Below are 11,950 nucleotides of genomic sequence, written 5' to 3' on the forward strand. Positions count from 1 at the left end.
ATTGATGTTGAGAACATAAGAGGAACGATTTCGATGCTGAAAGATCTGATGACGCAATTCGAAAGGGCGTCGGCGAGTTACGCCGCTGACAACGGCATGGAACGCGACGACGATTGGTTCGTCCTGAAACTCCAGGAAGAAATGGGCGAGTTGGTCCAGATCTGGAATAGGATTACTGGCCGTGGACGCCGCAAGGGCATGAGCGACGCGGATCTCGCGACGGCGCTTGCCGATGAAACGGCCGATGTGCTCGGCCATATTCTTCTATTCGCGCATCGCAACGGCCTCGATCTGCCGGCCGCCGTCGAGCGCAAGTGGCTCTTTCGCCCTCAGGCGTAGCAGGCCGGGGCGGCTAGGCCTTGGTGCCGCCCACTGTGATCTGGTCCATGCGCAGATGCGGCTGACCAACGCCGACGGGAACCCATTGGCCGGCTTTGCCGCAATTGCCGATACCGGTATCGAGCTTCATGTCGTTGCCGATCATCGAAACGCGCTTCATCGCGTCCGGGCCGTTGCCGATCAGCATCGCGCCCTTGATCGGCGCGCCGACCTTGCCGTCCTCGATGAGGTAGGCTTCGGTGCAGCCGAAGACGAACTTGCCTGAGGTGATATCCACTTGACCGCCGCCGAAGGAAACGGCGTAGATGCCCTTCTTCACCGAGGCGATGATCTCTTCCGGCGTTTTGTCGCCCCCGAGCATATAGGTGTTGGTCATGCGCGGCATCGGGGTATGCGCATAGCCCTGGCGGCGGCCGTTGCCGGTCGCCTTCATGCCCATCAGCCGCGCATTCTGCCGGTCCTGCATGTAGCCGACCAGTTTTCCGTTCTCGATCAGCACGTTGTAGGCCGAAGGCGTGCCTTCGTCGTCGACCGTAATGGAGCCTCGGCGGCTCTCGATCGTACCGTCATCGACAACGGTGACGCCGGGTGCGGCAACCATCTGACCCAGCAGGCCGGCGAAAGCCGATGTCTTCTTGCGGTTGAAATCGCCTTCCAGCCCGTGGCCGACGGCTTCGTGCAGCATGACCCCCGGCCAGCCGGAACCGAGCACGACGTCCATCGTACCGGCAGGCGCTTCGATCGCTTCCAGGTTGACCAGAGCCTGTCGCAGGGCCTCGTCGGCGCCGTGGTGCCAATTGTCCGCTGTGACGAAGTCGCCGAAGCCGATCCGTCCGCCGGTGCCGAAGGAGCCGGATTCCTGCCGGTCGCCGTCACCCACGATCACGGAGATATTGACACGCGTCATCGGCCTGACATCGCGTACACGGTGACCGTCAGCGCGCAGAATGTCGACCACCTGCCAGCTTGCGGCGATGGATGCCGTCACCTGACGCACCTTTTCGTCCTTATCGCGCAGGTAGCTGTCGATCCGCTGCAGCAGCTTTGCCTTCTCCTCGAAGCTCGGCGTACCGATCGGGTTCTCGTCGCCATAGAGCACCTTGTTGGTGCGCTGGGGCGCGGCCGCGTAGGAGCCGGCATAGCCCGATGTCACCGCGCGCACCGCATCGGCAGCGCGCTTCAATGCAGCCTCGGAAAGATCCCCCGCATGGGCATAGCCTACCGCTTCGCCGGCGACGGCGCGAAGGCCGAAGCCCTGTTCGGTATTGAAGCTGCCGCCCTTCATCCGGCCGTTGTCGAATGTCAGCGATTCCGCCTGGACATGCTCGATAAAGAGCTCACCGTCATCGGCGCCAGAAAGAGCTTCGGCAACGATGCCGCGCAGCTTGGCTTCATCGGCATCGAAAAGTGTAAGGAGATCGGTATTCATGGATCAGGTGCTCCGTTCAGAGCCGATGTAGGCTTCGCACCGCGCAAGAGCAAGCCCATCCGGTCAGGGAAGGGCGTCGTAGCCGTCCGCAAAGCCCTTCAAATCCACAGGGATGCCGATGCCTTCTTCCGGCGACTGGAAGACGATGAAGGTTGCCGTGGCACCGCTGCGCAGCGTCTTCAGCAACTGGTCCTCCAGCACGACTTCGGCGTAGCAGCCGTCGGAGAAGCAGCGCACGAAATAGGCGCGGCCGATATCCTTGCCGTCGATATTGAGACCTAGACCGTTTGGCAGCAGCACGCCGAGCGGCGCCAGTACGCGCAGGATCTTGGACTTGCGGTCAGCCGTCTTCAGCACGACGACAGAAAGGCCGATTTCCGGACGATCCTCCGCGATCACGTTCTGCATCAGCGCGCACTGCTCGGTCGCCGCACCAGCCGGCTTGTCGCAGACGACTGACCATGCGCCATGGCTGGAGCGGACCGTGCCCGGCGGCTGTGGAACCTGGCTGGTCGGGACCTGCTGTGTATGCGGCTGCTGCTGGCCCGGCTGGTCCGGCTGCAACTGTTGGGTCTGCTGCGCCGGCGGCTGAGTCTGCTGGCCCTGTTGCGCCCATGCGGGTGCGGCAACCGCGGCAGCGACGCTGCCGGTAACGAGCAAAAGCCGGGCGAGGGAACGAAAACCCATGGAAACCTCTAGATTCGAATCAGTGCCGCTATTGTTGAAGCCCAGGCCGGCAAATGAAAAGCCCCGGCTGCTGGATTCCAACCGACTACGGCGGAAATACGACCTCTACTCCATTTTGTCCCGGCGGCGCCATGGACCACGATGCAATTTTTCGTATGATGATGAAATGCTTGCCATGTCCGGGACAAGCATGGAGGGATATTCGCGCAAAAATGCCGCACTAACAAATGTCTTGAGTTGTTGCGGAGCACCCCAAACTGTGGTTTGAAGCGCAATGGATTGTAGGGATACTGCGTTTGAGGAAGATCTGGGATCAAACGCTGGAGGGAGAGACATCGTGATGAAAAGAGCTTACGCGGCTCTGGCGGCTATGATCTGTCTGCTTTTTGCGACAGGCAGCTACGCCGATCAGCCGAGACCTTGGGAAACCGGTATGCAGCAGGCGGCAACCGGCAACATGCATCAAATCCGCTGGTTTGAGGCATACACGCTTTGGTTTATCATTCCGATCACGCTGCTTGTTCTGGTCCTCCTGGTGGTGGTCATGGTCAAGTTCCGGGCTTCCAAGAACCCGGTTCCGTCCAAGACGAGCCACAACACGCTGATCGAAGTCATCTGGACCATCGGACCGGTCCTCATTCTTCTCTTCCTGGCCATTCCCTCCTTCAATCTACTGACCGACCAGCTGACCTTCCCGGAGAAGACGGATGTCACCGTCAAGGCGACGGCGACGCAATGGCAGTGGAACTATGAATATGAGGGCAGCGGCGCGACGCCGGTCGCCTTCGATTCCTTCATGCTGAAGGAACAGGACCGCACCGCCGCCGGCAAGGACGACAAGTCGAAATACCCGCGGCTTCTCGCCGTCGACAATGAAATGGTCGTGCCTGTCGGCAAGAACGTGCGCCTTCTCATCACCGCTGCGCCGGCCGACGTCATTCATTCTTTCGCCATGCCCGCCTTCGGCGTCAGGATCGACGCCATTCCGGGCCGCCTGAACGAAACCTGGTTCAATGCCGACCGCGAAGGCCTTTACTACGGACAGTGTTCCGAGCTCTGCGGCAAGGATCACTCTTTCATGCCGATCGCCATCCGCGTCGTCTCCGATGATCAGTACAAGCAGTGGCTGGCCGCTGCGGCAACAGATGTCGGCAAGGCGAATAAGGCTCTGATGGCCGCCGTCGACCAACCGACGACCGTCAAGGTCGCCGAAAACACGGCGAAGTAAGAGGGGATAGGAACAATGGCTGGATCCACGGCACACGACGATCACTCGCATGATCTTCATGACGCGCACGCGCATGACGATCATCACGCACACAAGCAAAGCTTCGCAAATCGCTGGCTGTTCTCGACGAATCACAAGGACATCGGCACGCTCTATCTGATCTTCGCGATCTTTGCGGGCGTGATCGGCTTCCTCCTCTCCGTTGCCATCCGCATGGAATTGCAGGAGCCCGGCATCCAGATCTTCAGCGGTCTGGCGTCGATGGTCTATGGCTTTTCGGGCGACGCCGCCATCGATGGCGGCAAGCAGATGTATAACGTCTTCGTCACCGCCCACGCGCTGATCATGATCTTCTTCATGGTTATGCCGGCGATGATCGGCGGCTTCGCCAACTGGATGGTGCCGATCATGATCGGCGCGCCCGATATGGCTTTCCCGCGCCTGAACAACATTTCGTTCTGGCTGCTCGTTCCGGCCTTCCTGCTGCTCATCCTCTCGATGTTCGTCGAAGGCCCGGCAGGCGCCTACGGCGCAGGCGGTGGCTGGACGATGTATGTGCCCTTGTCTGGCACGGTCGGCCATCCCGGCCCGGCGATCGATCTGGTCATCTTTGCGCTGCATATCGCGGGCGCTTCGTCGATCCTTGGCGCGATCAACTTCATCACCACGATCCTGAACATGCGCGCTCCGGGCATGACGCTGCACAAGATGCCGCTGTTTGCCTGGTCGGTTCTGATCACCGCATTCCTGCTGCTCCTGTCGCTCCCGGTTCTGGCTGGCGCCATCACCATGGTTCTGACGGACCGCAACTTCGGCACGACCTTCTTCGCGCCGGAAGGCGGCGGCGACCCGCTGCTCTACCAGCACCTCTTCTGGTTCTTCGGTCATCCGGAGGTCTACATCCTGATCCTGCCCGGCTTCGGTATGATCAGCCACATCATCTCGACCTTCTCGCGCAAGCCGATCTTCGGCTATCTCGGCATGGCTTATGCCATGGTCGCGATCGGCGCCGTCGGCTTCGTCGTCTGGGCTCACCACATGTATGTGACCGGCTTGTCGCTCGACACGCAGCGCTACTTCGTCTTCGCGACGATGGTCATCGCGGTTCCGACGGGCGTCAAAGTCTTCTCGTGGATTGCGACGATGTGGGGCGGTTCCATCCAGTTCCGCACGCCGATGATCTGGGCGCTTGGCTTCATCTTCCTGTTCACGCTCGGTGGCGTCACCGGCGTTCAGCTCGCCAATGCCGGCCTCGACCGCGAACTGCACGCAACCTACTTCGTTGTGGCACACTTCCACTATGTTCTGTCGCTCGGCGCCGTCTTCGCCATCTTCGCAGCCTGGTACTACTGGTTCCCGAAGATGACCGGCTACATGTACAATGAGCGGATCGGCAATTGGCATTTCTGGATCACCTTCGTCGGCGTGAACATGGTGTTCTTCCCGCAGCACTTCCTCGGTCGTGCGGGCATGCCACGCCGCTACATCGACTATCCGGATGCCTATGCCGGCTGGAACTTCGTCTCCTCCATCGGCTCCTATGTCGCAGCCGTGGGCCTTTGCTTCTTCTTCTGGGGCGTTATAGATGCGTTCTCGAAGAAGCGTGTCGCAGGCGATAATCCCTGGGGCGAGGGCGCAACCACGCTCGAGTGGCAGCTTTCGTCGCCCCCGCCGCACCATCAGTGGGAAGAGTTGCCGCGCATCAAGTAGCTCATTTCCGGACGCCGTGATAAGCGGCGTCCGGTTCAACGGATAATTGGAAGAAAGCATGACGGTCATCGACAATCACGAAGCACTCGCCAAGCAAGCCGAAACCGGCCTGTCGGAAGCGGGTGCGCGCGATTATTTCGAGCTTCTGAAGCCGCGCGTGATGTCGCTTGTTGTCTTTACCGCCTTCACTGGCCTCGTGCTGGCTCCCGGCCACATCAATCCGGTCCTCGGCTTCATCGCCATCCTCTGCATTGCCGTCGGTGCCGGCGCATCCGGTGCCTTGAACATGTGGTACGACGCCGATATTGACGCGATTATGACCCGCACCGCGCGCCGGCCGATCCCGTCGGGCCGTATCAATCCATCCGAAGCCCTGGCTTTCGGCCTGGTGCTGTCGGGCTTTTCGGTTGTTATCCTCGGCCTCGCGATCAACTGGCTTTCCGCCGGTATTCTCGCCTTCACGATTTTCTTCTATGCCGTCGTCTACACGATGTGGCTGAAGCGCTCGACGCCACAGAACATCGTCATCGGCGGTGCTGCCGGCGCTTTCCCGCCCGTTATTGGCTGGGCCTGCGTCACCGGCAGCGTGCCGGTCGAGAGCATTGTGCTCTTCCTCATCATCTTCCTCTGGACGCCGGCTCATTTCTGGGCGCTGGCGCTCTTCAAGATGGGTGACTACGAGGCCGTCGGCGTACCGATGCTGCCGAATGTCTCCGGCATCCCGACAACGAAGAACCAGATTGTCGTCTATGCCGTGCTGACCGCCATCTTCGGCGTCGTGCCGGCTTTCATGGGTTTTGGTAGCTTCGGCTACGGTGTCGTTGCAGCGGTGCTCGGCGCGATCTTCGTGCACTGTTCCATCGCCGTCTGGCGCATGGCCGATGGCGACGTGAAGATGGTGCCGGCAAAGAAGCTCTTCGGCTTTTCCATTTTCTATCTCTTTGCGATCTTTTCCGCGCTGCTAATCGACCGGCTCGTTGCCGTGCTGATATCGGGCGGCGCTGGAGGCTGGCTATGATCGAACTCGTCAAGCTGACCGAGGCGCAGAAGAAATCGCGGCGAGGGCGCAATATCGCGCTCGGGCTGGTGCTTGCCGGTCTGGTGGTGCTGTTCTACGCAATCACCATCATCAAGGTCGGTTCCGGACACGTTTGAGGAGGCGTCATGGAGGGGGAGGTCACAAAAAGCACGAGAGGCGGCGCCCGCAACAACGGGATGATTGTTGCCATGTGCCTGAGCTTCGTCGTCGGCATGAGCGCCATGTGCGCCGCCGCCGTGCCGCTCTATCGCATGTTCTGCCAGGTGACGGGCTATAACGGCACGACGCAGCGCGTCGAGCAGGTCTCGAACCTCATCCTCGACAAGCAGATTCAGGTTTCGTTCGACGCCAATGTCGCGCCGGGTCTGCCATGGGATTTCACGCCGCTGCAGAAGTCAGTGAGCCCGAAGATCGGCGAGACTGTCGAGGTCAAGTTCCAGATCGAGAACAAATCGGACAAGATGGAGCGCGGCCAGGCGATCTTCAACGTCACGCCGCTGGAAGCCGGGGTCTATTTCAACAAGGTCCAGTGTTTCTGCTTCAACGAGACGGATCTTGCGCCCGGCGAAAAGCGCGAGATGTCGGTGGTTTTCTATGTCGATCCTGAGATCACCAAGGCCGTGGAAACCAAGACGATCAATGCGCTGACACTGTCCTATACCTACTACCCACGGGAGGGCGCAAAGCCCGTGGCTTCCAATGACGGCGGTACGAAACCGGCGGAAAAGAAACTTTGATGGAGAGTGCTTTTCGGTTTGACCGGAAGCAATATGGGAAAAAGTTATTCGGGGATTGCTGATATGGCCGAGGCGCATCAGAGAAAACACGACTATCACATTATCGATCCCAGCCCGTGGCCGATCATTGCGGCCTTTGGGGCTTTCGTGATCACCTTCGGCGGCGTCTGCTTCATGCGCTACCTGAATGGCGGCGCGCTTCATCTGTTCGGGATCAATTTCGCGCAGCCCTGGCTGTTCTTCATCGGCCTCGCCGTGATCCTCTACGTCATGTATGGCTGGTGGGCCGACACGATCAAGGAAGCGCATGAGGGCGCCCATACCCGCGTCGTCTCGCTGCATCTGCGCTACGGCATGATCATGTTCATCGCTTCCGAAGTGATGTTCTTCGTTGCCTGGTTCTGGGCCTATTTCGATGTCAGCCTATTCCCGAACGAGGCGATCCAGGCATCGCGCACGGCTTTCCTTGGCGGCCAGTTCCCGCCGAAGGGCGTTGAGGTTCTCGACCCCTGGCACTTGCCGATCTACAACACCATCATCCTGCTGCTGTCGGGCACGACCGTCACCTGGGCACACCATGCACTGCTGCATGGCGACCGCAAGGGCCTGATCCAGGGCCTGACGCTCACCGTCCTCCTCGGCGCGTTGTTCTCCTGCGTCCAGGCCTACGAATATGCCCACGCTCCGTTCGAATTCAGAAACTCGATCTATGGCGCGACCTTCTTCATGGCGACCGGCTTCCATGGCTTCCATGTTCTGATCGGCACGATCTTCCTGCTGGTCTGCCTTGTTCGCGCCATCCGGGGTGATTTCACGCCGAAGCAGCATTTCGGCTTCGAGGCGGCGGCCTGGTACTGGCATTTCGTCGACGTGGTCTGGCTGTTCCTGTTCTTCTGCATCTACATCTGGGGCAGCTGGGGTGCACCGCTCGCGGCTGGCTGATCGGTACCGATCTTTCGAAAACAAAAGACGGGCGCTCAGCGCCAGCCCCTAACTGAAATGTGGAATATTTTCTGTCGTCAAACTCTTACTTGCGAAGAGTTTGACGACAGATTTCCTTTGAAAATTCAGTGATCCGATTTTGTCGCTAAACTTACGAGATTTGCGACTTCTGCACGACACAGAAAAGATTGCCGTCAGGGTCCTGCAAAACCACATAGTCGGCATTCTCCGGATAGCGCCACGGGTATCGTTTTGCTCCGATTGTCAGCAAACGATTGACTTCCTCCTGCTGGCGATCGGTATAAAGGTCCAGGTGCAGCCAGCTTCTCCGCCAGCCGCTTCGGTCACGCGCCTGAAAGGAAACATTCGGGCCGTGGCTTTCAGGATCACGAAGCACAACCCAGTCATCGCTCACAGGCTCACGCGGGACGTAATGCAAGGCTTCCCGCCAGAATGCGACCATGCGCTCAAACTCACAGCAATGAATCACGATCGAGCCAATTTTGATCATTGTGGCTGCCTTCTTCGCGGCACGGCGTGCTCTCGAGTGGAATAAAGTGATATGGCTGTCGCTAAATCCCCGAAGCCTGCGGCACATTTTGGGACTCAAACCCGTGGCGTGACAAGTCTCAGGAATCTGCGACGGGATGTTTGCCAGGTTACTTTCTAAGCATAGGCTAGGCACCAGCCGGGACCTCGAACCCAACATTGTTCAGTTGGCAGCTCATCACCACGGTATAGCCGCGCCACTCTCTTATGTTTCCCGCTCTCGAATGCCGCCGCAAGCGCTTTTTCCGATTCCGCGTCGCGCATTCCTTCACAAGGGAAGATGGCCACCGGCGAAATCCATTGCGCGTGAAATTCCCCGCCCCTGCGCGTCACGAGGAACACTGCTCCTCGGAGGTGCATGTTGCTCCAATTGCTGCTGGTGAACCCAAGATCGGTTGTCAGCGGGAGGACCAGCCGTCCGCCATCATTGAGCCGGTCCAGCCAGATATCTGCCGGTCGAGTTGCTCCCGCGTTTACATAGATCACATCGGCTGAATCGAAAGCCACGGAGCTTCCATCCCCCTGAACCACGGAAACATTCCGATAGGGAGTAAGATTTGCTTTCGCCTGCGCAGCAAGCTCTGGTTCGAACTCGATCGCCGTTACCTTGCCAGGGTCGGCAACGAGGTTGGCCATGATCGCGGAATAATAGCCGGCACCAGCTCCAACATGCACGATATGCTCACCTGCTCGCGGCGCAGCTTGTGAAAGCAGAAAGGCGTGAAGTGATGGTTGCCCGTTGTTGATGTGGCGCTCCGGGACGATGCCAACGATCTCATCCATATAAAGGTAGACCGGATCGGCGGTCGGGGTTGGAACATAGGCTTTGCGCATTCGGAAGATCGGCCAGGGACCGGGACCAAGGAAATCTTCTCGCGGCACTTCGGCAAAAGCTGTTTCGATGCGCTCATCGACAATTCGAACAGCGGCCGTGATCTGTTTCGCATAAGCTCGACGCACGATCTTCAATTCGTCCGGTGTCATCGGTGGAAGCAACTCCAATGAATAGTTTTCCCGTCACGAAATTCCCAGTTAAAGTTACAGTTCTGCGACAGTACGCAGAATGCCTCACGAAGATACTTCCAACAAGATAAACCGTCCGAAACGCCGATGTCACAATGGGTTCGGCAGCAGTATTTACTTGGATTCCACATTAAGTCAGGGGCGGCGCTCAGCGTCCGCCTTTTGTTTTGGTGCTCTCAATCCTTTGAGGCAATCTTCTCGAATGCCGTCGGATGAGGCAGACCTCTAGCGAGCAATTGCCGGATTTCCTCGGCGCAGGCGTTGGGACTGCTCACGGACGTATCGATCTCCAGATCGTAAATGCCGGGCTGATGTACCTGTTCCTGCCAGGCAATGACCGGCGCAGGGACAGGCATGCCAGCCTCGACCTTCACGTACGTGCCCTGTCTTTCCGGCCCTTCCGCCAATCGCCGCTGCATCACAATATCGAGAGGGCAACGCACGCCGACGAACAAAACGGGCAGCTCTGCGAGCAGCCGGGCGCAATCGGCGAGAATGCCGAGCGGTCGCGAATAGCTGTCGTGATGACCGAACTCGGCGACGACATTCAATCCCATGCGGCTATGCGCGGCGATCGAGGCATAGAGTGCGGCATAAAGGCGCGCAACCAGCGGCTCGAGATCAGGCCGCTCGCCGCCGGGACGCAAACCGATACCAGGACGGTAGCGTGGAGGCGTGATGTGGCGCGCATAGGCGTCGACACCGAGATTGACCCACACGCCTGCGAATTCAGCCTGAATCACGTCAACGATGCTGCTTTTCCCGGATCGTGGCGCACCGTTCAGAATCACGATTTGGCCAAGTTCTGTACCCTCGCTGAATGCCATGAATTCGATCCTTTCTGCATGCTTTTCACGCTGATGACGGGTACTCGAGAGCTTTTCGATTGGACGGATGCGCACATCGCAGCTACTGATAGTGACAGGGGCGAGATCGATAGGTTCGCCCGAAATGGCAGCCGATCGAGACAGAACTTTGGGCTCAGAGCAAGACAATACGCCGGACGAGGCATCCCATAGCGACAGCGCCCTCTTTGCGCCCGTCGATCCCTTTAAGGTCGGCATACAGGGATGTTGCCCACGTTGCGGTCAAGGCAAGCTCTTCGATGGATTATTATCGCTGAAGCCGCGCTGCGCCGCCTGTGATCTCGATTATGCCTTCGCCGATGCCGGTGATGGCCCCGCAGTCTTCGTCATCCTGATCGTCGGCTTCATCATCATCGGTTCGGTCTTGTGGATGCAGATCAATTATGCACCGCCGATCTGGGTCTACATAGTGCTGTTCGCCCCGTTGACGATCATCCTTTCCCTGCTGTCCCTGCGCTGGTGCAAGGGCATCCTGATCGCCTTGCAATATCGCAACAACGCCGCCGAAGGGCGCGTCCACCGTGACTGAGTCCGCAGTGCCTGTGCGCCGCGCCAATCCCTTGTGGCAGATCGCCAAGGCACTGCTTCTGCTCGTTGCGCTCGTCATCCTCATCGGGCTCGGCACCTGGCAGGTCGAGCGGCTGCAATGGAAAGAGGGCCTGCTGGCTGACATCGCGGCCCGCAAGGACGCACCGACTATGCCCTTGTCGGCGATCGAGACGATGGCGGCATCCGGCGGCGATATCGAATATCGTGTCGTAACCGCCACCGGCCATTATATCAACGACAAGGAGCGGCATTTCCTCGCCACCTATGATGGCGATCCCGGCTATCACATCTATACGCCGCTGCAGCTGGACGACGGCCGCTTCATCTTCGTCAATCGAGGCTTTGTCCCCACAGAGGCGAAGGACCCAGAAAAGCGCAAACAGGGTGAATTGACAGGCGAACAGACTGTCACCGGTCTTGCCCGCGCCAAACTCACCGAGCGGCCCGACGGCATGCCGGACAATGATCTCGGCAAGAACATTTTCTTCTGGAAGGATCTGAACGCCATGGCCTCCAGCGTCGGCCTGCCGAAGGACAAGGTGCTGCCCTTCTTCATCGACGTGGACAAGACGCCCAATCCGGCGGGCCTGCCGATCGGCGGTGTCACCATCATCGATTTGCCGAACAATCACCTGCAATATGCCGTGACCTGGTATGGCTTGGCGGTGGCGCTGGCAGCGATCGTCGCTATATCCTGGTGGCGCAAACGCCATCCGGACGCACCCCGACAATAGAGGCATGCAATAGAATAGCTTCATTTCGATGGAATATTCGGCTAGAGCATGATCCCAAAAAGTGCGCAGCGGTTTTGGATAAGATCATGCGGACTGAATGGAGCAGGCGGCACGGCAG

The 11,950-nt window shown here is 59.1% G+C and carries 14 protein-coding genes; 9 read left to right on the forward strand and 5 right to left on the reverse strand.

Annotation, left to right across the window (positions count from 1 at the left end):
* The first annotated feature begins 33 nt into the window (after nucleotides 1–33).
* On the forward strand, nucleotides 34–339 hold the full coding sequence (locus AC13RM_RS04810; RefSeq protein WP_113232043.1) for a nucleoside triphosphate pyrophosphohydrolase family protein: 306 nt from the start codon (nucleotides 34–36) through the stop codon (nucleotides 337–339).
* Nucleotides 340–352: 13 nt separating this feature from the next.
* Here the strand turns inward: AC13RM_RS04810 and tldD are convergent, their stop codons facing one another.
* Entirely contained in the window at nucleotides 353–1,768 is a 1,416-nt protein-coding gene (tldD, locus tag AC13RM_RS04815) for a metalloprotease TldD (RefSeq protein WP_374815651.1), read from the reverse strand.
* A 63-nt stretch (nucleotides 1,769–1,831) separates the two neighbouring features.
* Complete coding sequence (locus AC13RM_RS04820; protein ID WP_041677818.1) at nucleotides 1,832–2,455, reverse strand: invasion associated locus B family protein; 624 nt, start codon at nucleotides 2,453–2,455, stop codon at nucleotides 1,832–1,834.
* 340 nt (nucleotides 2,456–2,795) lie between these two features.
* Between AC13RM_RS04820 and coxB the strand changes: the two genes are divergently transcribed.
* From coxB to AC13RM_RS04850, 6 genes are all read left to right on the forward strand, one after another.
* Nucleotides 2,796–3,683, forward strand: a complete 888-nt coding sequence (gene coxB, locus AC13RM_RS04825) for a cytochrome c oxidase subunit II (RefSeq protein ID WP_374816238.1) — start codon at nucleotides 2,796–2,798, stop codon at nucleotides 3,681–3,683.
* A 15-nt stretch (nucleotides 3,684–3,698) separates the two neighbouring features.
* Complete coding sequence (gene ctaD / locus AC13RM_RS04830; protein ID WP_113232046.1) at nucleotides 3,699–5,393, forward strand: cytochrome c oxidase subunit I; 1,695 nt, start codon at nucleotides 3,699–3,701, stop codon at nucleotides 5,391–5,393.
* Between the two features lie 58 nt (nucleotides 5,394–5,451).
* Nucleotides 5,452–6,411 (forward strand): heme o synthase, encoded by a 960-nt coding sequence (locus AC13RM_RS04835; RefSeq protein ID WP_374815654.1) that lies wholly within the window; start codon nucleotides 5,452–5,454, stop codon nucleotides 6,409–6,411.
* Nucleotides 6,411–6,548, forward strand: a complete 138-nt coding sequence (locus tag AC13RM_RS04840; RefSeq protein WP_085999192.1) for a hypothetical protein — start codon at nucleotides 6,411–6,413, stop codon at nucleotides 6,546–6,548. The genes AC13RM_RS04835 and AC13RM_RS04840 overlap by 1 nt, the downstream gene beginning before the upstream one ends.
* A gap of 9 nt (nucleotides 6,549–6,557) precedes the next feature.
* Nucleotides 6,558–7,169 (forward strand): cytochrome c oxidase assembly protein, encoded by a 612-nt coding sequence (locus AC13RM_RS04845; protein WP_374815656.1) that lies wholly within the window; start codon nucleotides 6,558–6,560, stop codon nucleotides 7,167–7,169.
* Nucleotides 7,170–7,232: 63 nt separating this feature from the next.
* Nucleotides 7,233–8,111, forward strand: coding sequence for a cytochrome c oxidase subunit 3 (locus tag AC13RM_RS04850; RefSeq protein WP_113232093.1), 879 nt, complete (start codon nucleotides 7,233–7,235; stop codon nucleotides 8,109–8,111).
* Nucleotides 8,112–8,262: 151 nt separating this feature from the next.
* Here the strand turns inward: AC13RM_RS04850 and AC13RM_RS04855 are convergent, their stop codons facing one another.
* The 3 genes from AC13RM_RS04855 to AC13RM_RS04865 form a co-directional block, all read right to left on the reverse strand.
* A complete protein-coding gene (locus tag AC13RM_RS04855) occupies nucleotides 8,263–8,622 on the reverse strand; it encodes a VOC family protein (protein WP_374815658.1) in 360 nt (119 codons plus the stop codon).
* Nucleotides 8,623–8,777: 155 nt separating this feature from the next.
* Nucleotides 8,778–9,644, reverse strand: a complete 867-nt coding sequence (locus AC13RM_RS04860) for a protein-L-isoaspartate O-methyltransferase family protein (RefSeq protein WP_374815660.1) — start codon at nucleotides 9,642–9,644, stop codon at nucleotides 8,778–8,780.
* Nucleotides 9,645–9,859: 215 nt separating this feature from the next.
* Nucleotides 9,860–10,510, reverse strand: coding sequence for a chloramphenicol phosphotransferase CPT family protein (locus tag AC13RM_RS04865; protein WP_374815662.1), 651 nt, complete (start codon nucleotides 10,508–10,510; stop codon nucleotides 9,860–9,862).
* A 148-nt stretch (nucleotides 10,511–10,658) separates the two neighbouring features.
* Here AC13RM_RS04865 and AC13RM_RS04870 point away from each other — a divergent pair, with 148 nt between their 5' ends.
* Both AC13RM_RS04870 and AC13RM_RS04875 read left to right on the forward strand, forming a co-directional pair.
* The gene (locus tag AC13RM_RS04870; protein ID WP_374815663.1) at nucleotides 10,659–11,078 is read left to right on the forward strand and encodes a DUF983 domain-containing protein; all 420 of its coding nucleotides are present in this window, start codon (nucleotides 10,659–10,661) and stop codon (nucleotides 11,076–11,078) included.
* Nucleotides 11,071–11,832 carry an SURF1 family protein gene (locus tag AC13RM_RS04875; protein ID WP_488554667.1) on the forward strand — a complete coding sequence of 254 codons (762 nt, stop codon included), beginning with the start codon at nucleotides 11,071–11,073 and terminating at the stop codon, nucleotides 11,830–11,832. Before AC13RM_RS04870 ends, AC13RM_RS04875 begins: the two co-directional genes overlap by 8 nt.
* Nucleotides 11,833–11,950 lie beyond the last annotated feature (118 nt).

The organism is Martinezella sp. CNPSo 3732 (assembly GCF_057784515.1).